Origin of the sequence: Kluyvera sp. NPDC087067 (assembly GCF_044745165.1) — a bacterium.
Classification (GTDB): Bacteria; Pseudomonadota; Gammaproteobacteria; order Enterobacterales; family Enterobacteriaceae; genus Kluyvera.
In genome coordinates, this window is record NZ_JBIUZS010000003.1 from 447685 (window position 1) to 473357 (window position 25673).

General features: G+C 53.8%; 25 protein-coding genes. 17 read left to right on the forward strand and 8 right to left on the reverse strand.

The window, feature by feature from the left end; all coding sequences use genetic code 11:
• The first annotated feature begins 195 nt into the window (after positions 1 to 195).
• The 7 genes from aspS (at position 196) to ACIPDS_RS10895 (ending at position 6087) form a co-directional block, all read left to right on the forward strand.
• On the forward strand, positions 196 to 1983 hold the full coding sequence (aspS, locus tag ACIPDS_RS10865; protein WP_400735336.1) for an aspartate--tRNA ligase: 1788 nt from the start codon (positions 196 to 198) through the stop codon (positions 1981 to 1983).
• 1 nt (position 1984) lies between these two features.
• Positions 1985 to 2428 carry a dihydroneopterin triphosphate diphosphatase gene (gene nudB, locus ACIPDS_RS10870; protein WP_166513611.1) on the forward strand — a complete coding sequence of 148 codons (444 nt, stop codon included), beginning with the start codon at positions 1985 to 1987 and terminating at the stop codon, positions 2426 to 2428.
• A gap of 29 nt (positions 2429 to 2457) precedes the next feature.
• Positions 2458 to 3201 carry a YebC/PmpR family DNA-binding transcriptional regulator gene (locus ACIPDS_RS10875; protein WP_400735338.1) on the forward strand — a complete coding sequence of 248 codons (744 nt, stop codon included), beginning with the start codon at positions 2458 to 2460 and terminating at the stop codon, positions 3199 to 3201.
• Positions 3202 to 3235: 34 nt separating this feature from the next.
• Entirely contained in the window at positions 3236 to 3757 is a 522-nt protein-coding gene (gene ruvC, locus ACIPDS_RS10880) for a crossover junction endodeoxyribonuclease RuvC (protein ID WP_166513613.1), read from the forward strand.
• Between the two features lie 81 nt (positions 3758 to 3838).
• Positions 3839 to 4450 carry a Holliday junction branch migration protein RuvA gene (ruvA, locus tag ACIPDS_RS10885; protein WP_166513614.1) on the forward strand — a complete coding sequence of 204 codons (612 nt, stop codon included), beginning with the start codon at positions 3839 to 3841 and terminating at the stop codon, positions 4448 to 4450.
• An 8-nt stretch (positions 4451 to 4458) separates the two neighbouring features.
• Positions 4459 to 5469 (forward strand): Holliday junction branch migration DNA helicase RuvB, encoded by a 1011-nt coding sequence (gene ruvB, locus ACIPDS_RS10890; protein ID WP_166513615.1) that lies wholly within the window; start codon positions 4459 to 4461, stop codon positions 5467 to 5469.
• A gap of 165 nt (positions 5470 to 5634) precedes the next feature.
• Positions 5635 to 6087 (forward strand): hypothetical protein, encoded by a 453-nt coding sequence (locus tag ACIPDS_RS10895; RefSeq protein WP_400735342.1) that lies wholly within the window; start codon positions 5635 to 5637, stop codon positions 6085 to 6087.
• Positions 6088 to 6170: 83 nt separating this feature from the next.
• Here ACIPDS_RS10895 and znuB read toward each other — a convergent pair whose 3' ends face one another.
• Together znuB and znuC are read right to left on the reverse strand one after the other, a co-directional pair.
• A complete protein-coding gene (znuB, locus tag ACIPDS_RS10900; RefSeq protein WP_400735344.1) occupies positions 6171 to 6959 on the reverse strand; it encodes a zinc ABC transporter permease subunit ZnuB in 789 nt (262 codons plus the stop codon).
• The gene (gene znuC / locus ACIPDS_RS10905; RefSeq protein ID WP_166513618.1) at positions 6956 to 7711 is read right to left on the reverse strand and encodes a zinc ABC transporter ATP-binding protein ZnuC; all 756 of its coding nucleotides are present in this window, start codon (positions 7709 to 7711) and stop codon (positions 6956 to 6958) included. Before znuC ends, znuB begins: the two co-directional genes overlap by 4 nt.
• A gap of 77 nt (positions 7712 to 7788) precedes the next feature.
• On the opposite strand from znuC, the gene znuA reads away from it, so the two are divergent.
• The 3 genes from znuA to lpxM all read left to right on the forward strand — a co-directional run bounded on the left by znuA (position 7789) and on the right by lpxM (position 11188).
• Entirely contained in the window at positions 7789 to 8748 is a 960-nt protein-coding gene (gene znuA / locus ACIPDS_RS10910) for a zinc ABC transporter substrate-binding protein ZnuA (RefSeq protein ID WP_400735347.1), read from the forward strand.
• 12 nt (positions 8749 to 8760) lie between these two features.
• The gene (mepM, locus tag ACIPDS_RS10915; protein WP_166513620.1) at positions 8761 to 10080 is read left to right on the forward strand and encodes a murein DD-endopeptidase MepM; all 1320 of its coding nucleotides are present in this window, start codon (positions 8761 to 8763) and stop codon (positions 10078 to 10080) included.
• A gap of 130 nt (positions 10081 to 10210) precedes the next feature.
• The gene (gene lpxM, locus ACIPDS_RS10920) at positions 10211 to 11188 is read left to right on the forward strand and encodes a lauroyl-Kdo(2)-lipid IV(A) myristoyltransferase (RefSeq protein WP_400735350.1); all 978 of its coding nucleotides are present in this window, start codon (positions 10211 to 10213) and stop codon (positions 11186 to 11188) included.
• Between the two features lie 194 nt (positions 11189 to 11382).
• Here lpxM and pyk read toward each other — a convergent pair whose 3' ends face one another.
• Positions 11383 to 12825 (reverse strand): pyruvate kinase, encoded by a 1443-nt coding sequence (pyk, locus tag ACIPDS_RS10925; RefSeq protein WP_166513622.1) that lies wholly within the window; start codon positions 12823 to 12825, stop codon positions 11383 to 11385.
• A gap of 111 nt (positions 12826 to 12936) precedes the next feature.
• Positions 12937 to 13806 carry a MurR/RpiR family transcriptional regulator gene (locus ACIPDS_RS10930; protein ID WP_400735352.1) on the reverse strand — a complete coding sequence of 290 codons (870 nt, stop codon included), beginning with the start codon at positions 13804 to 13806 and terminating at the stop codon, positions 12937 to 12939.
• 397 nt (positions 13807 to 14203) lie between these two features.
• On the opposite strand from ACIPDS_RS10930, the gene zwf reads away from it, so the two are divergent.
• The 3 genes from zwf (at position 14204) to ACIPDS_RS10945 (ending at position 18406) form a co-directional block, all read left to right on the forward strand.
• Positions 14204 to 15679: a glucose-6-phosphate dehydrogenase gene (gene zwf, locus ACIPDS_RS10935; protein WP_166513624.1), complete on the forward strand. Its 1476-nt coding sequence runs from the start codon at positions 14204 to 14206 to the stop codon at positions 15677 to 15679.
• Positions 15680 to 15913: 234 nt separating this feature from the next.
• Positions 15914 to 17725 carry a phosphogluconate dehydratase gene (gene edd / locus ACIPDS_RS10940; protein ID WP_400735355.1) on the forward strand — a complete coding sequence of 604 codons (1812 nt, stop codon included), beginning with the start codon at positions 15914 to 15916 and terminating at the stop codon, positions 17723 to 17725.
• 39 nt (positions 17726 to 17764) lie between these two features.
• Positions 17765 to 18406, forward strand: a complete 642-nt coding sequence (locus ACIPDS_RS10945) for a bifunctional 4-hydroxy-2-oxoglutarate aldolase/2-dehydro-3-deoxy-phosphogluconate aldolase (RefSeq protein ID WP_153742664.1) — start codon at positions 17765 to 17767, stop codon at positions 18404 to 18406.
• Positions 18407 to 18480: 74 nt separating this feature from the next.
• Here ACIPDS_RS10945 and purT read toward each other — a convergent pair whose 3' ends face one another.
• Entirely contained in the window at positions 18481 to 19659 is a 1179-nt protein-coding gene (purT, locus tag ACIPDS_RS10950; protein WP_400735357.1) for a formate-dependent phosphoribosylglycinamide formyltransferase, read from the reverse strand.
• A 181-nt stretch (positions 19660 to 19840) separates the two neighbouring features.
• On the opposite strand from purT, the gene ACIPDS_RS10955 reads away from it, so the two are divergent.
• Positions 19841 to 20482, forward strand: coding sequence for a tellurite resistance TerB family protein (locus tag ACIPDS_RS10955; protein ID WP_400735359.1), 642 nt, complete (start codon positions 19841 to 19843; stop codon positions 20480 to 20482).
• Between the two features lie 82 nt (positions 20483 to 20564).
• Positions 20565 to 22616, forward strand: coding sequence for an oligopeptidase B (gene ptrB, locus ACIPDS_RS10960; protein WP_400735361.1), 2052 nt, complete (start codon positions 20565 to 20567; stop codon positions 22614 to 22616).
• Here the strand turns inward: ptrB and exoX are convergent, their stop codons facing one another.
• The 3 genes from exoX to ACIPDS_RS10975 form a co-directional block, all read right to left on the reverse strand.
• On the reverse strand, positions 22617 to 23276 hold the full coding sequence (gene exoX, locus ACIPDS_RS10965) for an exodeoxyribonuclease X (RefSeq protein ID WP_400735363.1): 660 nt from the start codon (positions 23274 to 23276) through the stop codon (positions 22617 to 22619). It abuts the gene before it with no gap.
• A gap of 23 nt (positions 23277 to 23299) precedes the next feature.
• On the reverse strand, positions 23300 to 23968 hold the full coding sequence (locus ACIPDS_RS10970) for a carbon-nitrogen hydrolase family protein (RefSeq protein WP_400735365.1): 669 nt from the start codon (positions 23966 to 23968) through the stop codon (positions 23300 to 23302).
• Positions 23969 to 24056: 88 nt separating this feature from the next.
• Positions 24057 to 24287 carry a DNA polymerase III subunit theta gene (locus tag ACIPDS_RS10975; RefSeq protein ID WP_400735367.1) on the reverse strand — a complete coding sequence of 77 codons (231 nt, stop codon included), beginning with the start codon at positions 24285 to 24287 and terminating at the stop codon, positions 24057 to 24059.
• 137 nt (positions 24288 to 24424) lie between these two features.
• Here ACIPDS_RS10975 and yobA point away from each other — a divergent pair, with 137 nt between their 5' ends.
• Together yobA and copD are read left to right on the forward strand one after the other, a co-directional pair.
• On the forward strand, positions 24425 to 24799 hold the full coding sequence (gene yobA, locus ACIPDS_RS10980; protein ID WP_400735369.1) for a CopC domain-containing protein YobA: 375 nt from the start codon (positions 24425 to 24427) through the stop codon (positions 24797 to 24799).
• Between the two features lie 2 nt (positions 24800 to 24801).
• A complete protein-coding gene (copD, locus tag ACIPDS_RS10985; protein ID WP_400735371.1) occupies positions 24802 to 25671 on the forward strand; it encodes a copper homeostasis membrane protein CopD in 870 nt (289 codons plus the stop codon).
• The last annotated feature ends 2 nt before the right edge of the window (positions 25672 to 25673 follow it).

Below are 25673 nucleotides of genomic sequence, written 5' to 3' on the forward strand. Positions count from 1 at the left end.
ATATTGTTAATTTTTGTGAGCGTAAGCAATAAGCGTTCAGCAAACAGGCGTATAAACCGCACTGGGCTTATCGTGGGCGAGAATTTCCAGTATAATAGCCCCCTTTTTTCCAATAGTGACATTCAGCTAAAGCTGCGACAGTTAAGCCTGCACGGCAGGCGACATTCCGCCGACGGCTAAGTTAAGGGATATCTCATGCGTACAGAATATTGCGGACAGCTTCGACAGTCCCACGTTGGGCAGCAGGTGACTCTGTGTGGTTGGGTCAACCGTCGTCGTGATCTCGGCAGCCTCATTTTTATCGACATGCGCGACCGTGAAGGCATCGTTCAGGTATTCTTCGATCCAGATCGTGCGGATGCATTGAAGTTAGCGTCTGAACTGCGTAACGAGTTCTGCATTCAGGTGACCGGTGTCGTGCGTGCGCGCGATGAAAAAAACGTCAACAACGATATGGCGACCGGGGCAATTGAAGTGCTGGCCTCTGACCTGACGATCATCAACCGTTCAGAAGCGCTGCCGCTGGACTCCAATCACGTCAATACCGAAGAAGCACGTCTGAAGTACCGCTACCTCGACCTGCGTCGCCCGGAAATGGCTCAGCGCCTGAAAACCCGCGCTAAAATCACCAGCTTCGTGCGCCGCTTCATGGACGATCACGGTTTCCTCGATATCGAAACTCCGATGCTGACCAAAGCAACGCCGGAAGGTGCGCGCGACTACCTCGTCCCGTCTCGCGTACATAAAGGTAAGTTCTACGCGCTGCCGCAGTCTCCACAGCTGTTCAAACAGCTGCTGATGATGTCCGGTTTTGACCGTTACTATCAGATCGTTAAATGCTTCCGTGATGAAGACCTGCGCGCTGACCGTCAGCCAGAATTTACCCAGATCGACGTGGAAACTTCCTTCATGACCGCACCGCAGGTGCGTGAAGTGATGGAAGCGCTGGTTCGTCAGATGTGGCAGGACATTAAAGGCGTGGATCTGGGTGAATTCCCTGTCATGACCTTTGCAGAAGCCGAGCGCCGTTACGGTTCCGATAAACCGGATCTGCGTAACCCGATGGAGCTGGTGGACGTGGCTGACTTGCTGAAGTCCGTCGAGTTTGCGGTATTCTCTGGCCCGGCTAACGATCCTAAAGGCCGTGTGGCGGCCCTGCGCGTACCGGGCGGTGCTGCGCTGACCCGTAAACTTATCGACGAATACGGCAACTTTGTGAAGATCTACGGCGCGAAAGGCCTGGCTTACATCAAAGTGACCGAACGCGCGAAAGGCATCGAAGGCATCAACAGCCCGGTCGCTAAATTCCTCACCGCTGAGATTATCGAAGCGATTCTTGAGCGCACCGGCGCACAGGATGGCGACATGATCTTCTTCGGCGCTGACAACAAGAAAGTGGTTGCTGATGCGCTGGGCGCATTGCGTCTGAAGCTGGGTAAAGATCTGAACCTGACTGACGAAAACATGTGGGCGCCGCTGTGGGTTATCGACTTCCCAATGTTTGAAGACGACGGTGAAGGCGGCCTGACCGCAATGCACCACCCGTTCACCTCGCCAAAAGACATGACCGCCGACGAACTGAAAGCTGCGCCGGAAGATGCGGTAGCGAACGCCTACGATATGGTTATTAACGGCTATGAAGTGGGCGGCGGTTCGGTACGTATTCACCGTGGCGAAATGCAGCAGACCGTGTTTGGTATCCTGGGCATCACCGAACAGGAACAGCGCGAGAAGTTTGGCTTCCTGCTGGACGCACTGAAATACGGTACGCCTCCACACGCAGGTCTGGCTTTCGGTCTTGACCGTCTGACCATGCTGCTGACCGGCACCGATAACATTCGTGATGTTATCGCCTTCCCGAAAACCACCGCCGCGGCGTGCCTGATGACCGAAGCGCCAAGCTTTGCGAATCCGGCCTCTTTAGGTGAGTTGGGTATTCAGGTTGTGGCGAAAGAGTCAAAAGAATCGGCGGAGAACAAGTAACATGCCATTCAAGCGGCCCGTTTCTATTCTGGTTGTCATTTACGCCCAGGACAGTAAGCGGGTGCTGATGTTACAGCGACGCGATGACCCTGATTTCTGGCAGTCGGTTACCGGCAGCCTGGAGGAGGGGGAAACCGCGTCGCAAGCCGCCCTGCGTGAAGTAAATGAAGAGGTCACCATTGATGTTGTTTCTGAGCAACTGACCTTGATGGACTGTCAGCGCACGGTGGAGTTTGAAATTTTTCAACATTTACGTCATCGCTATGCCCCTGGCATTGAGCGCAACACAGAATCCTGGTTCTGCCTTGCGCTTCCCCATGAACGGGAGATCGTGTTCACTGAACATCTGACCTACCAATGGCTTGACGCACCCGCTGCGGCGGCGCTCACCAAGTCGTGGAGCAATCGGCAGGCGATTGAAGAATTTGTAATTAACGCGGCCTGAAAGGGCATCGCTTTTTTGGAGACATTTTTATGGCAGGTCATAGTAAATGGGCCAACACCAGACATCGTAAAGCGGCGCAGGATTCCAAGCGTGGCAAGATCTTCACCAAAATCATTCGTGAGCTGGTGACCGCGGCTAAACTCGGCGGCGGCGACCCGGATGCGAACCCACGTTTGCGTGCGGCTATCGATAAAGCACTGTCTAACAACATGACGCGTGACACCTTAAACCGTGCTATCGCGCGCGGTGTGGGTGGTGATGAAGACACGAACATGGAAACCATCATTTATGAAGGTTACGGTCCTGGCGGCACGGCTGTCATGATCGAATGTCTGTCCGATAACCGTAACCGTACCGTTGCCGATGTTCGCCACGCTTTCACCAAGACCGGTGGCAACCTGGGCACCGATGGTTCCGTAGCCTACCTGTTTAGCAAAAAAGGGGTCATTTCCTTTGAGCAGGGCGATGAAGACACCATCATGGAAGCGGCGCTGGAAGCCGGTGCTGAAGATGTTGTGACCTTCGACGATGGCGCGATTGACGTCTACACCGCATGGGAAGATATGGGCAAAGTGCGTGATGCCCTGGAAGCGGCAGGTCTGAAAGCCGATGCGGCTGAAGTATCGATGATCCCATCGACTAAAGCGGAAATGGATGCTGAAACGGCACCTAAGCTGATGCGCCTTATCGACATGCTGGAAGACTGTGACGACGTTCAGGAAGTCTACCACAACGGCGAAATCTCCGATGAAGTTGCAGCGACCTTAGAATGATGTGGCTGTGCCGTAACCTGCCAGGAGAGGCGTGATGTCTATTATTCTCGGCATTGACCCGGGGTCGCGCATCACCGGTTATGGCGTAATCCGTCAGGTTGGCCGCCAGCTAACCTACCTCGGCAGCGGATGTATTCGCACCAAGGTTGACGATCTTCCGTCGCGCCTGAAATTAATTTATGCGGGCGTGACGGAAATCATTACCCAGTTCCAGCCTGACTTTTTCGCCATTGAGCAGGTCTTTATGGCAAAAAATGCCGACTCGGCGCTCAAATTGGGCCAGGCGCGCGGCGTCGCGATTGTTGCTGCCACCAACCAGGATCTGCCGGTTTTTGAATACGCCGCCCGTCAGGTTAAACAGACCGTGGTTGGGATCGGTAGCGCAGAAAAAAGTCAGGTGCAGCATATGGTACGCACGCTTTTAAAGCTGCCCGCCAACCCACAGGCGGATGCCGCGGATGCGCTGGCGATTGCCATCACCCACTGCCACGTTAGCCAGAACGCCATGCAAATGAGCGAATCCCGGCTGAATTTAGCGCGTGGGCGGCTGCGATAATCACCAATCAGACTGGATATCTATCCAGTCTTTTTTTATGATAGCACATTACCGTTTTAGCCCTTAACGCAGGAGCGTCATGTGATAGGCAGACTCAGAGGCATTATTCTCGAAAAACAACCCCCGCTGGTTCTTCTGGAGACGGGCGGCGTCGGCTATGAAGTGCATATGCCCATGACCTGTTTTTACGAGCTGCCGGAAGCTGGGCAGGAAGCGATTATCTTCACTCACTTCGTGGTGCGCGAAGATGCGCAGCTGCTTTACGGCTTCAATAACAAGCAGGAACGAACCCTGTTTAAAGAGCTGATTAAAACGAACGGCGTGGGGCCAAAGTTAGCGTTGGCAATTCTGTCCGGCATGTCGGCGCAGCAGTTCGTCAACGCGGTCGAGCGCGAAGAGCTTGGTGCGCTGGTGAAATTGCCCGGTATCGGCAAGAAAACCGCTGAGCGTCTGATTGTCGAGATGAAAGACCGCTTTAAAGGCCTGCATGGTGACCTGTTCACTCCGGCGGCCGATCTGGTACTGACTTCTCCGGTAGGGCCAACGGATGATGACGCGGAACAAGAAGCGGTTGCTGCGCTGGTGGCGCTGGGCTATAAACCTCAGGAAGCCAGCCGAATGGTGAGCAAAATTGCTCGCCCTGACGCCAGCAGCGAAACATTGATCCGCGAAGCGCTCCGCGCGGCGCTATGAGGTAAAGGATGATTGAAGCAGACCGCCTGATCGCATCAGGCAGTACCATGGCGGAAGAGGTGGCTGACCGTGCCATCCGTCCTAAATTACTGGATGAGTATATTGGTCAGCCGCAGGTACGCTCGCAGATGGAGATCTTTATTCAGGCGGCCAAAATGCGCGGTGATGCGCTTGACCACCTGTTGATCTTTGGCCCACCAGGGCTTGGAAAGACGACGCTGGCGAATATTGTGGCTAACGAAATGGGCGTCAATTTACGCACCACGTCTGGCCCTGTGCTTGAGAAAGCTGGCGATCTGGCGGCCATGCTGACCAATCTCGAACCTCATGATGTTCTGTTTATCGATGAAATTCACCGCTTGTCTCCGGTGGTGGAGGAAGTGCTCTATCCGGCGATGGAAGACTACCAGCTCGATATTATGATCGGCGAAGGCCCGGCGGCGCGTTCCATTAAAATCGATTTACCACCATTTACGTTGATTGGCGCGACCACCCGAGCCGGTTCTTTAACGTCGCCGCTACGCGACCGTTTTGGCATTGTTCAGCGTCTGGAGTTCTATCAGGTTCCCGACCTCCAGCATATCGTTGGGCGCAGCGCGCGCTTTATGGGGCTGGAGATGAGTGAAGACGGGGCGCTGGAAGTGGCCCGCCGTGCACGTGGTACGCCGCGTATTGCTAACCGACTGCTGCGTCGCGTGCGTGACTACGCGGAAGTGAAACATGACGGTACGATTTCATCGGATATCGCTTCACAAGCGCTGGATATGCTAAACGTTGATGCACAAGGCTTCGACTATATGGACCGTAAGCTGCTGCTCGCGGTCATTGATAAATTCTTCGGTGGCCCGGTTGGCCTGGATAACCTTGCGGCGGCCATCGGGGAGGAGCGTGAAACGATTGAAGACGTGCTGGAGCCGTATCTGATTCAGCAGGGGTTCTTACAGCGAACGCCGCGGGGACGTATTGCGACATCACGCGCGTGGACTCACTTCGGTATTACGCCGCCGGAAATGCCGTAACGACCAGCAGGCGGGATATTCTATTCCGCCTGCCACGCTGACCGATTATTTATCTCATCAGATTTATCATCCATATCATTTTAAATACCTCGCTCATTAGTGATGAATTTATAGCGAAATACCCATGCTATAAATCAATTTCACCAACTTATGAGGAGTAACAAAATGAAATTTATGAAAGTTCTATCTCTTGCCGTCCTGACTATAGCCGCGATGTCTGGCGTAGCGAATGCCGCTATTTCTGGAACCCAGACATGGAAAATGGTTAATGATCAACTGCAAAATACCAGCAACGGACAAACGTTATGTGTGACCGGCGTAGCTTTCCAGCAGGCAACGATGGAAGTCTGTGGTTCTAATCCAGGCACGCAGAATATCCGTCAGGTCACTTTCGCTATCAATGGCGCACTGCGACTGGACGCACATCCTGATTATGCTTACGCGCCATTAGACGGTAAAGTTTATATCCGCGACTATAATCCCGTTGCAAGTAACTGGGACCATGTTAACGGACAGATGAAAAAACTTGATAGCGATGGTGTTCTGAAGTGTCTTGATATTGAAGGTGGTAAAAACGTTCAGGGCGCCAAATTGCATTTAGCAACTTGTACCCAGTAATAAAATAAGCACCGATTAATTCATCGGTGCTTATTTATTTCGCGAATCTTAAATCACCTCCATTGGAGGTGAACATGGTTTAGTTATGCGTTCGGTTGTTTTTTCATCATGCTAAAAATAAACAACAGGGCAGCACACAGCACCACCGACGGACCCGCAGGCGTGTCATAAAACGCTGAGAAGGTTAACCCACCGGTGACGGCAATCATTCCAATACCCACGGCGACGCCCGCCATCTGCTCCGGGGTACGGGCGAAACGACGCGCCGTGGCCGCCGGGATAATCAGCAGCGACGTAATAATCAGCGCGCCGACAAACTTCATCGCCACGCCAATGGTCAGCGCGGTCACCAGCATCAGCAGCAGCTTCACCCGCTGCAGTTTCACGCCGTCGACAAAGGCCAGATCCGGGCTGATGGTCATTGACAGTAAATTACGCCACTGCCAGAACAGAATCGCCACCACCACCACCACGCCCAGCGCAATGGAGATAAGATCCTGCGGTGTGACGGCCAGTAGATCGCCGAACAGATAAGCCATCAAATCGACGCGAATATTCGACATCAGGCTGACAACCACCAGGCCCAGCGACAACGCGCTGTGCGCCATAATGCCCAAAAGGGTGTCAATCGCGAGGTGAGGGCGTTTTTCCAGCCACACCAGACCGGCGGCGAGCAGCAGCGTGACCGCGATAACCGCATAGAATGGATTCACATCCAGCAGCAGGCCAAAGGCCACGCCGAGCAGTGAAGCATGAGCCAACGTGTCGCCGAAATAGGACATCCGGCGCCAGACCACAAACGAGCCCAGCGGGCCAGCAGCACACGCCAGCATCATTCCGGCAAGCCAGCCGGGAAGTAAAATTTCAATCATGACTGCCCATTTCCCCGACGTAAAACAATACGGCCCTGTAAATCATGGCGATGGTTATGCTGATGGCGATAAATCCCCAGCTGCTCAGCGCCGCGGGGGCCAAACATGGAGATAAATTCAGGATGCATCGACACCACGTCCGGCGTGCCGGAGCAGCAGATATGATGGTTAAGACACAGTACGTCGTCGGTTTTGGCCATCACCAGATGTAAATCGTGCGAGACCATCAGGACGGCGCAGTTCAGCTCCTGGCGGAGCTGGTTTATTAAATCGTAAAGTGCGACCTGACCGTTAACGTCGACCCCTTGAGTGGGTTCATCCAGTACCAGAAGTTGCGGCTTATTCAACAATGCCCGAGCCAGCAGGACGCGCTGGTTTTCGCCACCGGAGAGCTTCTGCATGGGCGCATCTTGCAAATGTCCGGCCTGAACGCGCTTGAGGGCAGGGAGGATATCTTCTTTGCGCGTTGCGGGATGCAGGCGTAAAAAGCGCTTGACGGTCAGCGGCAATGTCGCGTCGAGGTGTAACTTTTGCGGTACATAGCCAATTCGGAGATGTTTGTCACGCGTGACAACGCCTTCACTGGGTGCTACAAGCCCCAACACCACGCGCACCAGGGTTGATTTACCCGCGCCATTAGGGCCCAGCAGCGTCAGAATGCGGCCAGGCTTGAGATTCAGTGAGATATCAGAGAGCACACGGCGCTGGCCGAAGCTCACAGACACGTTTTCCAGCGATACAAGATTTGTCATAGCAATTAGGGGTTGCACAAGATAGTGAATGTTATAATATCACATATCTATTATTCATTTCGATTATCAGACGCATAATGTTACAGAAAAATACGCTTCTTTTCGCAGCTTTATCCGCTGCACTTTGGGGAACGGCAGCACAGAGTGCTGAGGCCGCCGTCGTCACGTCACTTAAACCACTCGGATTCATTGCTTCTGCGATTGCAGATGGGGTAACACAGACGCAAGTTTTACTGCCTGACGGCGCTTCAGAACATGATTATTCTTTACGTCCATCCGATGCAAAACGCTTACAGAACGCGGACTTAGTGGTCTGGATTGGTCCAGAAATGGAAGCGTTTATGGACAAGTCAACGCAAAGCATACCGGATAATAAAAAAGTCACCATTGCCCAGCTTGAAGGGGTGAAACCGTTGCTCATGAAAGGCGCGGATGATGATGATGACGATCATGACCACGACGGTGGACACGACCATGGTAATAGTGAAAAAGGTGACGCACATCACCATCACGGCGACTACAACATGCATCTGTGGCTTTCGCCAGAGATAGCGCGGCTGTCGGCGGTTGCAATCCATAACAAATTAGTGGAACTTATGCCCCAGAGTCGAGCCCGACTTGACGCCAACCTGAAGGATTTTGAGGCCAATCTGGCCGCGACCGACAAGCAGGTGGCGAGCGAGCTGGCACCGGTAAAAGGGAAGGGGTATTTCGTTTTTCATGATGCCTATGGCTACTATGAAAAACACTACGGTTTGACGCCGCTTGGGCACTTCACCGTCAACCCTGAAATCCAACCTGGTGCGCAGCGTTTACATCAAATAAGAACACAGTTGGTTGAGCAAAAAGCAACCTGCGTTTTTGCTGAGCCACAATTCAGGCCCGCTGTCGTTGAATCTGTCGCGCGGGGAACCTCTGTTCGCATGGGAACATTGGATCCTCTTGGCACAAACATACAGCTGAGTAAAGAAAGCTATCCGGCGTTTCTGACTCAACTGGCGACCCAGTATGCGAGCTGCCTGAAAGGAGATAAGTAAGGAAGTGAATACGTGCAGCAGATAGCCCGCTCTGTCGCCCTGGCATTTAACAATTTGCCTAGACCCCACCGCGTTATGCTGGGGTCCCTCACCGTTCTCACATTAGCCGTCGCTGTCTGGCGGCCTTATGTATACCATCCAACCTCTTCACCGGTCACGCGTACGATCGAACTGGAGAAAAAAGAGATCCGTTCGCTGCTGCCAGAAGCCAGCGAACCGATTGACCAGGCCGCTCAGGAAGACGAAGCAATTCCTCAAGATGAGCTGGACGATAAAGCCGACAACGAAACGGGCGTGCATGAATATGTGGTATCCACGGGCGATACCCTCAGCAGCGTTCTGAATCAGTACGGTATTGATATGGGTAATATCAGCCAGCTCGCCGCGGCGGATAAAGACCTGCGAAACATGAAGGTAGGGCAACAGCTCTCCTGGACGTTAAATGATGATGGCGATCTCCAGCGTTTGACCTGGGAGATGTCCCGCCGCGAAACCCGCACCTACGACCGCGTTGCAAACGGCTTTAAGATGAGCAGTGAGATGCAGCAGGGCGAGTGGGTGAATAACCTTGTCAAAGGCACCGTGGGCGGCAGCTTTGTCTCCAGCGCGGTGAATGCCGGTTTGACCAGCGTTGAAGCCAGTGCGGTCATCAAAGCAATGCAGTGGCAAATGGACTTCCGTAAGCTTAAAAAGGGCGACCAATTCTCGGTGCTGATGTCGCGTGAAATGCTCGATGGCAAACGCGAGCAGAGCCAGTTACTGGGCGTGCGTTTACGCTCCGGTGGTAAAGACTATTATGCGATCCGCGCTGAAGATGGCAAATTCTATGACCGTAACGGTACGGGGCTGGCGAAGGGCTTCCTGCGCTTCCCGACCGCGCGTCAGTTCCGCGTATCATCCAACTTTAACCCGCGCCGTCTGAATCCGGTGACCGGTCGCGTTGCGCCGCACCGTGGCGTCGATTTTGCTATGCCGCAGGGTACGCCAGTGCTGGCGGTGGGCGATGGTGAAGTGGTGGTGGCAAAACGCAGCGGTGCCGCGGGCTACTACGTCGCGTTGCGACACGGTCGCACCTATACCACGCGTTACATGCACTTACGCAAACTGTTGGTGAAACCGGGCCAGAAGGTGAAACGTGGCGATCGTATTGCGCTGTCCGGTAATACCGGTCGCTCAACCGGCCCACATCTGCACTATGAAGTATGGCTGAACCAGCAGGCCGTCAACCCGCTGACCGCGAAACTGCCGCGTACTGAAGGGTTAACCGGTTCCGACCGTACCGATTACCTGGCGCAGGTAAAACAGGTATTGCCGCAACTGCGTTTCGATTAATTTCGTCTAAGAAGTATGCGTTCAGAGCCGGTGCTTTAGCAGTACCGGCTTTTTCTTTTGTGCGAAACTCCCGGCCTCGCTACACTATCTGCTTATTCACACTGCCCCGATGACTCAACCAGGAACAGGCATGGAAACGAAAAAAAATAACAGTGAATACATTCCCGAATTTGAGAAATCATTCCGCCACCCACAATACTGGGGCGCCTGGATTGGTGTGCTGGCCTTTGCTGGAATCGCTTACATTTCGGCTAAAATTCGCGATCCCCTTTTGGGCAAACTCGGTCGTCTGGCGGGAAGATTGGGCAAGAGCGCGCGTCGCCGGGCCCAGATAAATTTACTCTACTGCTTCCCGGATAAGAGTGAAGCCGAGCGTGAAGCGATTATTGATGAGATGTTCGCCACCGCACCGCAGGCGATGGTCATGATGGCTGAACTGGCGCTCAAAGGGCCGAAAAAGATCGCCGATCGTGTCGATTGGCAGGGCCAGGAAATCATTGATGAAATGCGCCGCAATGGCGAAAACGTCATCTTCCTGGTGCCGCACGGTTGGGGCGTTGATATCCCGGCAATGCTTATGGCTTCACAGGGCCAGAAGATGGCGGCGATGTTCCACAATCAGGGTAACAAAGTCTTCGATTATGCGTGGAATACCGTACGCCGCCGTTTTGGTGGGCGTCTCCATGCGCGTAATGATGGTATCAAACCATTTATTCAGTCGGTGCGTCAGGGCTACTGGGGTTATTATCTGCCCGATCAGGACCACGGTGCGGAACACAGTGAGTTCGTTGATTTCTTCGCCACCTACAAAGCAACGCTGCCCGCCATTGGTCGTTTGATGAAAGTGTGCCGCGCGCGCGTGGTGCCGCTATTCCCGGTTTATAACGGCGAAACTCATCGCTTAACGATTTTGGTGCGCCCGCCAATGGACGATCTGCTGGAAGCGGACGACCATACCATTGCGCGCCGTATGAATGAGGAAGTGGAAATCTTTGTCGGCCCCCATGCTGAACAGTACACCTGGATCTTAAAGCTTTTAAAAACGCGTAAACCGGGTGAAGTGGAGCCTTACAGACGTAAAGAGCTGTATCCGAAGAAAAAGAAATAGTCCGGTAGCCCAGCCGAGCGAATGCGACGCCGGGAATAGTGGATGTAGGCCGGATAAGGCAACGCCGCCATCCGGCAATGTGCGCGGTAATGCCTGATGGCGGCGTTGCCTTATCAGGCCTACAAAAGAAGCGGTATCCCAAATGTAAAAAGCCCAGTCCTGAGGACTGGGCTTTTTTGTATCACGAGAGGGACTTACTCGACGGTCAGGATACGCGTGGTGTTGGTTGAGCCCACGGTGCTCATCACGTCACCCTGAGTGACAATAACCAGGTCACCGGACATCAGATAACCTTTGTCGCGCAGCAGATTAACCGCATCGTGTGCGGCGGCTACGCCATCGCAGGCGCTATCAAAGAACACCGGCGTCACGCCGCGATACAGCGCCGTCAGATTGAGCGTGCGCTCGTGACGGGACATCGCAAAGATTGGCAGGCCAGAGGTGATACGTGAAGTCATCAGCGCGGTACGGCCGGATTCGGTCATCGTGATGATGGCGGTAACGCCTTTCAGATGGTTTGCCGCGTACATCGCAGACATGGCGATGGCTTCTTCAACGTTGTCGAACTGCACGTCCAGACGGTGTTTGGAGACGTTAATGCTTGGGATTTTCTCAGCACCCAGACACACGCGCGCCATCGCGGCTACGGTTTCAGAAGGATACTGACCGGCCGCAGTTTCAGCTGACAGCATCACGGCATCGGTACCGTCCAGCACGGCGTTCGCCACGTCCATGACTTCGGCACGCGTTGGCATTGGGTTTGTGATCATCGACTCCATCATCTGAGTCGCGGTAATCACCGAGCGATTGAGCTGACGGGCGCGACGAATCAGCGCTTTCTGGATACCTACCAGTTCCGGGTCGCCAATTTCAACGCCGAGATCGCCACGAGCGACCATCACCACATCAGAGGCCAGGATGATGTCATCCATCGCATCCTGACTGCAAACCGCTTCCGCGCGCTCAACTTTTGCCACAATTTTGGCATCGCAGCCTGCTTCACGTGCCAGACGGCGCGCGTAGTTCAGGTCTTCACCGCAGCGTGGGAAGGAAACCGCCAGATAATCCACGCCAATTTTTGCGGCAGTATGGATGTCGGCTTTGTCTTTTTCGGTCAGAGCTTCAGCAGACAGACCGCCGCCTAATTTGTTGATGCCTTTGTTGTTGGACAGTGGGCCGCCGACCGTCACTTCGGTGAAGACCTTCATGCCCTGAATTTCAAGCACTTTTAGCTGCACGCGGCCGTCGTCAAGCAGCAGGATATCACCCGGAACGACGTCAGCGGGGAGACCTTTGTAGTCGATACCGACTTTCTCTTTGTCGCCTTCACCTTTACCCAGGTTGGCATCAAGCAGGAATTTGTCGCCGATATTGAGGAAAACCTTGCCTTCTTTGAAGGTCGATACGCGAATTTTTGGGCCCTGTAGGTCACCGAGAATGGCAACGTGGCGCCCCAGTTTGGCCGCAATTTCACGGACTTTGTCTGCGCGAAGCTGATGATCTTCTGCTGTACCGTGAGAAAAGTTCATACGCACGACGTTAGCACCGGCGGAAATCACCTTCTCAAGGTTATTGTCGCGGTCGGTTGCTGGGCCTAATGTGGTAACGATCTTGGTTCTGCGAAGCCTTCTGGACATGTAATACTCCGTTGACTAGTACAACTTTGGTGTTGCGTGAACAGGAATTCGGCAATGTCGCCAGCTTGGCGCTACCGAATGAGTTAATTAATGATGCCGTTATTATCGCTTTTAGTGGTTATCGCTGTGTGTTGAAAGCTCTTTATCAAACCGCGATTCTTTCAATGCTTCTTTGACTCGCTTCAAGTTATCCCTGAATTTTGCCCCCCGGCGCAGGGTAAAGCCCGTTGCCAGGACATCGATCACGGTGAGTTGCGCGAGCCTTGACACCATGGGCATGTAAATGTCGGTATCTTCAGGAACATCCAGGGTGATGGCGAGGGTCGCTTCGCGCGCCAGCGGCGTACCGGCAGAGGTGATGGCGATAACCATCGCATCGTTTTCGCGGGCAACCTGGGCTATCTCGACCAGACTTTTGGTGCGGCCGGTATGAGAAATTAACACCACGACGTCATCGTCGTTGCAATTCATACAGCTCATTCGTTGCAAAACAATGTCATCAGAGTAGATGACCGGAACGTTGAAGCGGAAAAACTTATTCATCGCATCGTGAGCGACCGCCGCCGACGATCCGAGCCCGAAAAAGGCAATCTTATTGGCCTGCGTCAGGAGATCGACCGCGCGATTGACTGCTGACATATCCAGCGATTGGCGCACGTGGGCGAGGCTTGCCATCGCTGATTCAAAAATCTTCGCCGTATACGCCTCGACGCTGTCATCTTCATCGACATTACGATTAACATACGGTGTGCCGTTAGCCAAACTTTGCGCGAGATGCAGTTTAAAATCGGGGAACCCGCGCGTTTCCATGCTCCGACAAAAGCGGTTGACGGTGGGTTCGCTGACCTCCGCTTCCAGGGCGAGTGCGGCAATGCTTGAATGGATCGCCTGGTCCGGGGCCGCAAGAATAACTTCCGCGACTTTTCGCTCGGATTTGCTAAGGTTTTCCAGTTGGGACTGAATTTTTTCCAGCATATTCATCGTAGCAAGGCGCTCATAGATTGAAACGATTCCATTAATGGGTGAAATCTTCGGGCGTTTTAGCAAGAATATACGCTCGAACCCGGTCGTAAAGTGAATAACAACGGCAAAAAATGTTGTTTTTTTTCATTACATGATCAGCGTCGTATTTTAACTGACGCCATTGAGGCGAAAGAACAAACAAAATTGGTGGAATGCCTAACGCTGTTGCCGCAACGGTTCCGATTTGTGCGATCGACGGGCGAGAAGGGCGTTAAAGGGTTTCGGCAATTTGGTAAACACAGTACAGTGCACCGTAAGAAAATTACAATGATATCCGTCGTTTTTCAGGAAAAGCTGATAGATGATGAATATGTAGCCTGGCACAGAACCAGGAACCTAAACTGAGGAGAATGACATGGCGGTAACGCAAACGGCGCAGGCATGCGATCTGGTCATTTTCGGCGCGAAGGGCGATTTGGCCCGCCGAAAACTGCTGCCTTCCCTGTATCAGCTTGAAAAAGCCGGGCAGATCAATCCGGACACCCGGATTATCGGGGTGGGTCGTGCAGACTGGGACAAAGCGGCGTACACCAAAGTTGTCCGCGAAGCGCTTGAAACTTTCATGAAGGAAAAAATTGATGAAAGTTTGTGGGACACCCTCAGCGCACGCCTTGATTTCTGCAATCTGGATGTGAACGACGCGCCAGCGTTCTCCCGTCTGGGTGAGATGCTCGATCAAAAAAATCGTACCACCATTAACTATTTCGCCATGCCGCCGAGCACCTTTGGCGCCATCTGCCGCGGTCTGGGTGAAGCCAAGCTGAATGCCAAACCTGCGCGCGTGGTGATGGAAAAACCGCTGGGGACTTCCCTTGAAACCTCTCGTGAAATTAACGACCAGGTTGGCGAGTATTTTGAAGAGTGCCAGGTTTACCGTATCGACCACTATCTGGGTAAAGAAACGGTACTGAATCTGCTGGCGCTGCGTTTTGCAAACTCCTTGTTTGTTAATAACTGGGATAACCGTACGATCGATCATGTGGAAATCACCGTTGCTGAAGAAGTGGGCATCGAAGGCCGTTGGGGTTACTTCGACCAGGCCGGTCAGATGCGCGACATGATCCAAAACCACCTGTTGCAGGTTCTGTGCATGATTGCCATGGCGCCTCCTTCAGATTTAAGCGCTGACAGCATTCGTGATGAGAAAGTCAAAGTTCTGAAGTCTTTGCGTCGCATTGACCATACCAACGTGCGTGAAAAAACCGTCCGTGGACAGTACACCGCCGGTTTTGCGCAGGGTCAGAAGGTGCCGGGCTACCTTGAAGAAGAGGGCGCGAACAAATCCAGCAGCACCGAAACCTTCGTTTCCATTCGTGTGGATATTGATAACTGGCGCTGGTCTGGCGTGCCGTTCTACTTGCGTACCGGTAAACGTCTGCCGACCAAATGCTCCGAAGTGGTGGTGTACTTCAAAAACCCTGAACTGAATCTGTTCAAGGAAACCTGGCCTGAACTGCCGCAGAACAAACTGACCATTCGTTTGCAGCCGGATGAAGGCGTGGATATCCAGATCCTCAATAAAGTCCCGGGTCTTGAGCACAAGCACAACCTGCAGGTGACTAAACTGGATCTGAGCTATTCAGAAACCTTTAATCAGACACACCTTGCAGACGCCTATGAGCGCCTGCTGCTGGAAACTATGCGTGGCATTCAGGCTCTGTTTGTGCGCCGCGATGAGGTAGAAGAAGCCTGGAAGTGGGTCGACTCTATCACCGAAGCGTGGGCAAGCGATAAAGATGCGCCGAAACCGTATCAGGCCGGTACCTGGGGGCCAGTGGCTTCTGTCGCGATGATTACCCGCGATGGTCGTTCCTGGAACGAGTTCGAGTAAGCGGTACAGATAATCCGTTATGGTTATTTTACCGGTAACATGATCTAACACAGCATGTAGTGCTATTTCTGTGCATTTAAGCCCCGGGTGGATTCACTCCCGGGGCTTTTTTTATTACACTACCTCTAGATACTTGCCTCTGAGCTGCGCTGTACCGGTGTTTTTTGATAAGTTTGCCCAATGTATTCACCGTATACGATGGCGGCCTGGACAGAAAAATTTTGAGGAGCCTTTATGAACTCTGTAATGTTACGGGTAACAAATCGCATTATCGAACGCTCTCGTGCTACGCGTCAGGCCTATCTTGCGCGTATTGAGCAGGCAAAAACTGAAACGGTTCACCGTTCAGAACTGGCCTGCGGTAACCTGGCGCACGGCTTCGCCGCCTGTCAGGCTGACGATAAAGCGTCGTTGAAAAGCATGTTGCGTAACAATATTGCGATCATTACCTCTTACAACGACATGCTTTCTGCCCATCAGCCGTATGAAACCTACCCGGATCAAATCCGCAAAGCGCTGCACAGCGTTAATGCGGTGGGCCAGGTCGCGGGCGGCGTTCCAGCGATGTGTGACGGGGTCACTCAGGGGCAGGACGGGATGGAACTCTCCTTGCTGAGCCGTGAAGTTATCGCGATGTCCGCGGCGGTTGGCTTGTCTCACAACATGTTCGATGGCGCGCTCTACCTTGGCGTCTGCGACAAAATCGTCCCAGGGTTGGCGATGGCTGCGCTGTCATTCGGCCACCTGCCTTCCGTTTTCATTCCATCCGGCCCGATGGCCAGCGGCCTGCCTAACAAAGAAAAAGTGCGTATTCGCCAGCTTTATGCCGAAGGTAAGGTTGACCGTACTGCGCTGCTCGAGTCAGAAGCGGCATCCTACCATGCGCCAGGCACCTGTACTTTCTACGGCACTGCCAATACCAACCAGATGGTGATTGAGTTCATGGGGATGCAGCTGCCGGGCTCATCATTTGTACACCCGGATGCTCCACTGCGTGCGGAGCTGACCGCGGCGGCGGCACGTCAGGTGACGCGTATGACCGGCAACGGTAACGACTGGATGCCACTGGGTAAAATGATCGACGAGAAAGTGGTCGTCAACGGGATTGTTGCCCTGCTGGCAACCGGTGGCTCAACAAACCACACCATGCACCTTGTGGCGATGGCGCGCGCGGCGGGCATTATCATCAACTGGGATGATTTCTCCGAACTCTCCGACGTGGTGCCTCTGCTGGCGCGACTTTATCCGAACGGCCCTGCCGATATTAACCACTTCCAGGCGGCCGGTGGCGTACCGGTGCTGGTGCGCGAACTGATAAAAGGCGGTCTGCTGCACGAAGATGTGAACACGGTAGCCGGTTTCGGCCTGTCTCATTACACCATGGAACCGTGGTTGAACAACGGCAAGCTGGACTGGCGTGAAGGGGCTAGCGTATCGCTTGACGATAGCATTATCGCTACCTTCGACAAGCCATTCTCAAAACACGGCGGCACCAAAGTATTGAGCGGTAACCTCGGTCGCGCGGTGATGAAAACCTCAGCCGTGCCGGTTGAAAACCAGGTCATTGAAGCGCCTGCGGTTGTTTTTGAAAGCCAGCATGATGTTTTACCAGCGTTTGAAGCAGGTCTGCTGGATAAAGATTGCGTGGTTGTTGTGCGTCATCAAGGGCCAAAAGCGAATGGTATGCCAGAATTACATAAACTTATGCCGCCACTTGGTGTATTATTGGACCGCTGTTTCAAAATTGCGTTAGTGACTGATGGGCGACTGTCTGGCGCTTCCGGCAAAGTTCCATCGGCGATCCATGTCACCCCGGAAGCCTATGATGGTGGGCTGCTGGCAAAAGTGCGCGACGGTGACATGATCCGCGTAAACGGCCAGACCGGTGAGCTGACGCTGCTGGTCGATGAGGCCGAACTGGCTGCGCGTCAACCGCATATTCCCGATCTGAGCGCTTCGCGCGTGGGCACAGGTCGTGAGCTGTTCGGTGCATTACGGGAAAAACTCTCCGGTGCAGAGCAGGGCGCAACCTGTATTACCTTTTAAGATGACACGATTTGTAGATCTGGCGAGAGAAAATTTCTGATGAAAAACTGGAAAACAACTGCAGAAGCAATCCTGACCACTGGCCCGGTAGTACCGGTAATTGTGGTAAACAAGCTTGAGCACGCTGTACCGATGGCTAAAGCACTGGTTGCTGGTGGTGTACGTGTACTGGAAGTGACGCTGCGTACCGCCTGCGCGATGGATGCGATTCGCGCCATTGCCAAAGAAGTGCCGGATGCTATCGTCGGCGCGGGTACCGTGACCAACGCACAGCAGCTTAAAGAAGTTACCGAAGCGGGCGCGCAGTTTGCCATCAGCCCAGGCCTGACCGACAGCCTGCTGAAAGCGGCAACCGCGGGCACTATCCCTCTGATCCCAGGTATCTGCTCCGTGTCTGAACTGATGCTGGGTATGGAACACGGCCTGAAAGAGTTCAAATTCTTCCCGGCTGAAGCGAACGGTGGCGTGAAAGCGTTGCAGGCGATTGCAGGGCCATTCTCGCAGATCCGTTTCTGCCCAACCGGCGGTATCTCTCCGGCGAACTACCGTGACTACCTGGCGCTGAAAAGCGTTCTGTGCATCGGCGGTTCCTGGTTGGTTCCGGCTGACGCGCTGGAAGCAGGCGATTACGATCGCATCACCAAACTGGCTCGCGAAGCGGTTGCTGGTGCGAAGCTGTAAGATATCTGATTTACCCGGTCTTATGGCCGGGTAACAGAAAAGAGGGCGGGTACGCGAAAGCGACCCGCCTTTTTTTATCCCTGAACGATGACCGCCGCGGCGGCAATTTTGGCCCGCTCAACCGCGTCTTCAACGCTATCGGCGGTCGCCAGCGCCACGCCCAACCGGCGTGAACCGTCGATTTCAGGTTTACCGAACAGACGTAGTTGTACGTTAGCCGACAACGCATTCTGCACATTGTCAAACGTCACGTTACGGCTGGTTAACTGCGGCAGCAGCACGGCGGAAGCGCTTGGGCCGTACTGACGGATCCCGCCAATCGGCAGCCCAAGGAAGGCGCGGACGTGCAGGGCGAATTCCGAGAGATCTTGTGAAATCAGCGTCACCATCCCGGTATCGTGCGGGCGCGGCGATACTTCGCTGAACACCACATCATCACCACAGACAAACAGTTCGACGCCGAACAGCCCATAGCCACCAAGCGCCAGCACCACTTCACGCGAAATTTCCTGCGCGCGCGCCAGCGCTCGTTCACTCATCTGCTGAGGCTGCCACGACTCGCGGTAATCACCGTCTTCCTGACGATGGCCAATTGGTGCGCAAAAATGAACGCCATCCACGGCATTCACGGTGAGCAGCGTGATTTCGAAATCAAAGTTCACCACGCCCTCAACGATGACGCGACCGGCACCGGCGCGCCCACCTTCTTGCGCGTATTGCCAGGCTTGTGTCAGTTGATCCTCGTGGCGAATAAACGTCTGGCCCTTGCCGGATGAACTCATCACCGGTTTAACAATGCACGGTAGACCAATATCCGTTACTGCCTGGCGAAACAGCTCCTCACTGTCCGCAAAGTGATACGCCGAGGTAGGCAGTTTGAGCGTTTCAGCCGCCAGTCGACGGATACCTTCGCGATTCATGGTCAATTGGGTTGCGCGTGCGCAGGGCACTACATGCTGACCTGCCTGCTCGAGTTCAATCAGCATGTCGGTGGCGATCGCTTCAATTTCTGGCACGATAAAGTCAGGTTTTTCCTGCTCGACCAGCGCTTTAAGCGCGTCTTTATCAAGCATATTAATAACAAAAGCGCGATGTGCGACGTGCATCGCCGGGGCATCCGGGTAACGATCAACCGCAATGACCTCAATCCCTAATCGTTGACACTCAATGGCGACTTCTTTGCCAAGCTCACCCGAACCCAAAAGCATTACGCGCGTCGCAGCAGGACGCAGAGCTGTGCCTAATAACGTCATGACCCAATCCACCCTCTATCCAAAATTTGCTGCATTATAAACGAAAACGTTTGCGTGTGTCTTGCCGGCGATCTTTTATCAGCACCATCGCCTTAAATTTGCGCATCTTTATGCGTACCAGACATATCCTGACATCTGCACGCTTAGGCTGAAATCCTCATGCATTTCTACGGGAGGTTATATGTCAGGTTGGCTTAATCAGCTGCAATCATTGCTGGGACAAAAATCAGGAGAGGGAAAGAAGGATCTTAGCCAGATGCTGGTGCCTGGCGCATTAGGTGGGTTGGCGGGCCTGCTCGTCGCCAGTAAATCGTCACGGAAGATGTTGGCCAAATATGGCACTGGCGCGCTACTGGTCGGCGGTGGTGCCGTGGCGGGAAGCGTGCTGTGGAACAAGTATAAGGATAAATTGCGCGCTAACCCGCAAACAGAATCGAAATACGGTCAACCGGCGGCCCCGCTGGATGTCCGTACTGAGCGGCTGATTCTGGCGCTGGTTTTTGCCGCGAAGAGTGACGGGCATATCGATGCTAAAGAGCAGGCGGCTATTGAACACCAGCTACGTGAAGCGGGCGTGGAAGAGCAGGGGCGAACGTTCATCGCTACGGCTCTCGAACAACCGCTCGATCCCCTGCGTCTGGCACGCGATGTCCATAACGAAGAAGAGGCGCTGGAGCTCTATTTTATCAGCTGTGCCGCCATCGATATCGACCACTTTATGGAGCGCAGCTATCTGAATGCGCTGGGCGAGGCGTTAAAGCTGCCGCTTGAGGTGCGCCTGGAAATCGAGAAGGATTTACAACAACAAAAACAGCAACTTTAAGGTTCAGAACGCAGGTTTTGCTTGCATCAGCGTCTAATTTGTCCACCCTTATAGAGTGTGACTAAAACAGATGAATAATGAGATGCCACCTAAAGCGAAACGGATCCCATTCGCCATGACATTGCATGGCGATACGCGTATTGATAACTACTATTGGCTGCGTGATGACACGCGGTGTGAGCCTGTCGTACTGGACTATTTAAAACAGGAGAACGACTACGGGCAGGCGGTGATGTCCTCACAGCGCAGCTTACAGGACAAGGTGCTTAAAGAGATCATCGACCGCATTCCGCCCCGGGAAGTGTCGGCGCCCTATATCAAAAATGGTTACCGCTATCGGCAGGTGTATGAACCGGGACAGGAGTATGCGATTTATCAGCGTCAGGCATTAGGGGAAGACAGCTGGTCGTTGCTGCTTGATGAAAATGAACGGGCGGCAGACAGCGAGTTTTACACGCTGGGCGGCCTCAATGTTGCGCCGGATAACCATCTGCTGGCCGTGACCGAGGATTTTCTCTCGCGTCGCCAGTACGGTTTGCGCATTCGTCATCTGACGAATGACAGCTGGCTGCCGGAAGTTATTGAAGACGTCTCTCCGGGCGTGGTGTGGGGCAATGACTCGCGTACGCTCTATTACGTCCGCCAGCACCCGACAACGCTGTTGCCGTGGCAGGTCTGGCGTCATCAGATTGGCACTCCCGTGACGCAAGATGAGTTAATTTACGAGGAAGCTGACGAAATGTTCTACGTCAGCTTGCATAAAACCTCCTCGCGCAAGTACGTGGTGATAGCGCTCTCCAGCGCCACCACCAGTGAGATGTTGTTGCTGGATGCTGATAAAGCGCACGCACAGCCCCAGTCTTATCTGCCGCGCCGCAAAGATCATGAATACAGCCTCGACCATTATCAGCAGCAGTTTTATCTGCGCTCTAACCGTGACGGTAAAAATTTCGGTCTCTACCGCAGCGAAAGCTGGGATGAAAGCGCATGGCAAACGGTGATCCCACCGCGCGATACGGTGATGCTGGAAGATTTCACCTTGTTCCGCGATTGGCTGGTGGTGGAAGAACGTCAGCAGGGGTTAATGCGTCTGCGGCAGATCCATCGTCACAGTCAGCAGGAACGGGAAATTGCGTTTGATGATCCGACGTATGTGACGTGGATTGCCTATAACCCGGAACCGGAAACGGCCTGTTTGCGTTATGGTTATTCCTCTATGACCACGCCAGATACGCTTTTTGAGCTGAATATGGACAGCGGCGAACGAGCGGTGCTTAAACAGCAAGAGGTGCAAGGCTTTGTGGCCAGCCGCTATCGCAGCGAGCGTTTGTGGATAACGGCACGCGACGGCGTCGAGGTTCCCGTGTCATTGGTCTATCGCCATGAACATTTCCGTCGCGGCAAAAATCCCTTACTGGTCTACGGCTACGGCTCTTATGGCGCCAGTATGGATGCCGACTTCAGTAGCAGTCGGTTGAGTTTGCTCGACAGGGGTTTTGTCTTTGCTATTGCCCATATTCGCGGCGGCGGTGAGCTAGGACAGCAATGGTATGAAGACGGCAAGTTCCTCAAAAAGCACAATACCTTTAATGACTATATCGACGTTTGCGATGGGTTACTGGCAAAGGGCTATGGTGATCCGGCGCTGTGTTTCGGTATGGGGGGAAGCGCTGGCGGAATGCTGATGGGCACGGTGATTAACGAACGACCTTCGTTGTTAAAGGGCGTGGTCGCTCAGGTGCCGTTTATTGATGTCGTGACTACCATGCTCGATGAATCCATCCCGCTGACCACCGGAGAATTCGAAGAGTGGGGGAATCCGCAGGATGAAACCTACTACCGTTATATGAAATCCTACAGCCCCTATGACAACGTCAAGCCGCAGGCTTATCCTCATTTGCTGGTGACGACCGGGCTGCATGATTCACAGGTGCAGTATTGGGAACCCGCGAAATGGGTCGCTAAACTGCGTGAGCAGAAAGTCGATGATAACCTTCTGCTGCTCTGCACCGACATGGATTCCGGGCACGGCGGTAAGTCCGGGCGCTATAAGAGCTATGAAGGCGTGGCGCTGGAATACGCCTTCCTGATAGCGCTGGCGCAGGGAACGCTTCCGGGACAAACGGAGCGCTAACTACTTCTCCAGATAGTGCTTTAACGTCATTTTGAGTTCCGGGCTCATGCGCTCAAGGTTGTTGAAAAGCCAGCGCAGATAGCCCGGATCGTCGCGAGCGATTTCCGCCACTTCCTGCCCGCGATATTTTCCGAAGGTAAAAGTGCGCAGCAACGCGGGGCGTCCGGTTACGTCAACCATCTGTTCCGCCGTCCAGCCGGAGACGTTCATAATATCAATCAGCAGTGCTGCGGTAATGTAGCAGTCATATAACGCGCGGTGGTGATGCAGCCCTTGCGGTGTCGCCACGCTCAGCTTGCGGGATTTGTACAGCGCCATATTGCTGTACTTGATGCCGGGCCACAGTCGACGCGCCATCTTCATGGTGCAAATCCACTCGCCGTCCATTTCCGGCAGGACGCGGCGGTCAAAACTGGCGTTATGCGCGACGTACCACGGGCTTCCCTGATAGAAGGGCACCACTTCCTCAATCCACGGTTTATCGGCCACCATCTCTTCGGTGATGCGGTGGATAGCCATGGCCTGGGCGCTAATAGGACGGTCAGGACGAACCAGATGGCTCATTGGATTAACAATTTTACCGTCAACTACATCGACGGAGGCTATCTCAACGACGCCCCCTTGCAGGTCGCAGGTTTCGGTATCGATAACGCGCAGCATGGCGAACTCCCGGCCAAAAACGCCTAGCGTAAAGGAATGATCTCGCCTTGCCAACCCTGGGCGCTTTTTCTGCCGGTGAGCAGCAATTCGCCGCTGTCGGCTCGAACGATAAGCTGACCGTTTTCATCCCACAACGCGCTGCCGCCAGAGAACGTGCCGCTGGCGTAATTAGACTTTAAAACGGCTATTGCATATTTATGAGCAAAACGCTGTAAACGCTGGGTGGTACGCTGTTGCTGAGGTTCAGCCATTGAGCTAACGGTCGCTAAAAGTGATGCCTGGTTCGACAATTCGCAGCCTTCATCATTGAGTTCAAAGATACTGATTTGATCGGAATCGGGTGCCAGGCAGGTTCCGTGACCTTGATGATGTTTCGCAGGCTGATGGTGATGGGGGGTGAAAACCACGATGCCTTTGATTCGTTTACCGTTCTGGTCGACCGGCAAGCCTGCAATGATGGTCATTTGATAACGCTGGGCGGCGTCATTGAGCGGTTGCAGTTGGGTATCGCACGGCGGGGCCGGGAGACATTTTTCATCAATGGGCCCGGTAAGCGATAATTCAGGAAAAATTAATACCTTGCATGCCTGTCTGGCGGCGGCATCAATAAAACGCAGATGGTGGGTGATATTTTCTGCGATGTCTCCTTCACGTGGCGCATATTGCGCCGCAGCAATTGTCCATGTCAGCATAGTTGCATCCTTCAACACGTGTCAGTGGTCTTTTATCCTGTAAAAGAGTAGCAGACGGGATGTCAGGATTTGTCACTTAGCGTAATCATTATTTAGATTTAGGCTCATACGGCAGGCGAGACAGGTTGACGGAAGCCAGGCGGTGCGCAATGAGTCGTTCACGGAACCAGTCCCGCAAATGTTCGGGCTGCTCACGTTCGACCACTTCCGCCACAATCGGCATATTGTAACGCTCTTTAAAGGCGACTCCGGCGGCTGCCAGATCCACGTTGACTTTATCCATCTCTTCTTGCGGTAAGGTGGCCAGATTCGTTTGCATGATTTTCTCCTAAAGCTAACGCGCAAAAGTTACTAAGAGTCTCGCAAAATGGCAAGTCAATAGGGCGCTTATCTCGACTCGAACATTATAGAGCGTTATCCTTCGGGTTAGATTGATAATCAAAGGGAATGATGAAAATGAACTTCACCACCTCTCGCGCGTTGCGCGCATCGCTGTTGCTGTTAGGCGTCTTGTCCGCATCATCGGTCTGGGCACATGCGCATCTGGAGCAACAAACGCCGGCTGCCAACTCGGAGGTCAGCCCCTCACCGCAGTCTCTCACGCTCAACTTCTCTGAAGGCATTGAAGGTAATTTCAGCGGCGTCACGCTCAAAGGGCCAAACCAGCAGAACATCGCTATCGGCAAGGCGGTACGCAATGAGAACGATAAAAAACAGCTCATCGTCCCGCTAACGGAGTCGCTGACATCAGGTTTGTATACCGTTGAATGGCACGTCGTTTCCGTTGACGGCCATAAAACTAAAGGCCAGTACCAATTTAGCGTGAAGTAATCATGCTGACCGCTCTCTATATCGCGTTACGCTTCACCCATTTCACCTCGCTTATGGTTGTCTTCGGCTGCACGCTTTACGGCGGCTGGTGGGCTCCGCCTGCGTTACGACGTTTACTCATTCAACGTTTTTCTCGCTTACTGCGGGGAATGCTGGCGCTCAGCGCGTTCACGGCAATGCTGATGCTGTGTGTTCAGGGTGGGCTGATGGGGGGAGGCTGGTCAGATACCTGGCGACCAGAAATCTGGCGGGCAGTGCTGCAAACCCAGTTTGGCAGCGTCTGGCTATGGCAAATTGTCCTGGCATGGGTGGCTCTGGGCATTGTTTGCGTTCGTCCCCGACAGATGATGCGGCGACTTTTGCTTCTTGGTGTTGCGCAGTTTATCCTGCTGGCGGGTGTTGGCCACGCCGCTATGGGAGATGGCACCATCGGCCTGGTGCAGCGCACCAACCACGCGCTGCATCTGCTTTGTGCCGCCGCGTGGGTAGGTGGCCTGGTGCCATTTCTTTACTGTTTGCGGCTGGCAAACGGACGCTGGCGTACGCTTGCGATCACCACCATGATGCGTTTTTCTCGCTACGGGCATCTTGCGGTCGCGGGGGCAATTCTAACCGGCCTTGTCAACGCGTGGTTGATTCAGGGAGGATTGACCACGACGACGCCATACGGTCGTGCATTATGGGTGAAATGCGGTCTTGTGCTGCTGATGGTGCTGGCGGCGTTGGTTAACCGTTATCTGCTGGTGCCTCGTCTTTCGGCGTCCGGCACGCGAGCGCATCACCTGTTTATCCGCGTGACGCAGATTGAAATTTTTTTGGCGGCCTGCGTGCTGGCATGTGTAAGCCTGTTTGCTACCTGGGAACCCTTTTGATT

What these genes read in the sequence shown, in the direction of transcription:
- aspS (WP_400735336.1), top strand. Translation starts at nt 196, where the DNA reads ATGCGTACAGAATATTGCGGACAGCTTCGACAGTCCCACGTTGGGCAG.
- nudB (WP_166513611.1), top strand. Translation starts at nt 1,985, where the DNA reads ATGCCATTCAAGCGGCCCGTTTCTATTCTGGTTGTCATTTACGCCCAG.
- ACIPDS_RS10875 (WP_400735338.1), top strand. Translation starts at nt 2,458, where the DNA reads ATGGCAGGTCATAGTAAATGGGCCAACACCAGACATCGTAAAGCGGCG.
- ruvC (WP_166513613.1), top strand. Translation starts at nt 3,236, where the DNA reads ATGTCTATTATTCTCGGCATTGACCCGGGGTCGCGCATCACCGGTTAT.
- ruvB (WP_166513615.1), top strand. Translation starts at nt 4,459, where the DNA reads ATGATTGAAGCAGACCGCCTGATCGCATCAGGCAGTACCATGGCGGAA.
- ACIPDS_RS10895 (WP_400735342.1), top strand. Translation starts at nt 5,635, where the DNA reads ATGAAATTTATGAAAGTTCTATCTCTTGCCGTCCTGACTATAGCCGCG.
- znuB (WP_400735344.1), bottom strand. Translation starts at nt 6,959, where the DNA reads ATGATTGAAATTTTACTTCCCGGCTGGCTTGCCGGAATGATGCTGGCG.
- znuC (WP_166513618.1), bottom strand. Translation starts at nt 7,711, where the DNA reads ATGACAAATCTTGTATCGCTGGAAAACGTGTCTGTGAGCTTCGGCCAG.
- znuA (WP_400735347.1), top strand. Translation starts at nt 7,789, where the DNA reads ATGTTACAGAAAAATACGCTTCTTTTCGCAGCTTTATCCGCTGCACTT.
- lpxM (WP_400735350.1), top strand. Translation starts at nt 10,211, where the DNA reads ATGGAAACGAAAAAAAATAACAGTGAATACATTCCCGAATTTGAGAAA.
- pyk (WP_166513622.1), bottom strand. Translation starts at nt 12,825, where the DNA reads ATGTCCAGAAGGCTTCGCAGAACCAAGATCGTTACCACATTAGGCCCA.
- ACIPDS_RS10930 (WP_400735352.1), bottom strand. Translation starts at nt 13,806, where the DNA reads ATGAATATGCTGGAAAAAATTCAGTCCCAACTGGAAAACCTTAGCAAA.
- zwf (WP_166513624.1), top strand. Translation starts at nt 14,204, where the DNA reads ATGGCGGTAACGCAAACGGCGCAGGCATGCGATCTGGTCATTTTCGGC.
- edd (WP_400735355.1), top strand. Translation starts at nt 15,914, where the DNA reads ATGAACTCTGTAATGTTACGGGTAACAAATCGCATTATCGAACGCTCT.
- ACIPDS_RS10945 (WP_153742664.1), top strand. Translation starts at nt 17,765, where the DNA reads ATGAAAAACTGGAAAACAACTGCAGAAGCAATCCTGACCACTGGCCCG.
- purT (WP_400735357.1), bottom strand. Translation starts at nt 19,659, where the DNA reads ATGACGTTATTAGGCACAGCTCTGCGTCCTGCTGCGACGCGCGTAATG.
- ACIPDS_RS10955 (WP_400735359.1), top strand. Translation starts at nt 19,841, where the DNA reads ATGTCAGGTTGGCTTAATCAGCTGCAATCATTGCTGGGACAAAAATCA.
- ptrB (WP_400735361.1), top strand. Translation starts at nt 20,565, where the DNA reads ATGCCACCTAAAGCGAAACGGATCCCATTCGCCATGACATTGCATGGC.
- exoX (WP_400735363.1), bottom strand. Translation starts at nt 23,276, where the DNA reads ATGCTGCGCGTTATCGATACCGAAACCTGCGACCTGCAAGGGGGCGTC.
- ACIPDS_RS10970 (WP_400735365.1), bottom strand. Translation starts at nt 23,968, where the DNA reads ATGCTGACATGGACAATTGCTGCGGCGCAATATGCGCCACGTGAAGGA.
- ACIPDS_RS10975 (WP_400735367.1), bottom strand. Translation starts at nt 24,287, where the DNA reads ATGCAAACGAATCTGGCCACCTTACCGCAAGAAGAGATGGATAAAGTC.
- yobA (WP_400735369.1), top strand. Translation starts at nt 24,425, where the DNA reads ATGAACTTCACCACCTCTCGCGCGTTGCGCGCATCGCTGTTGCTGTTA.
- copD (WP_400735371.1), top strand. Translation starts at nt 24,802, where the DNA reads ATGCTGACCGCTCTCTATATCGCGTTACGCTTCACCCATTTCACCTCG.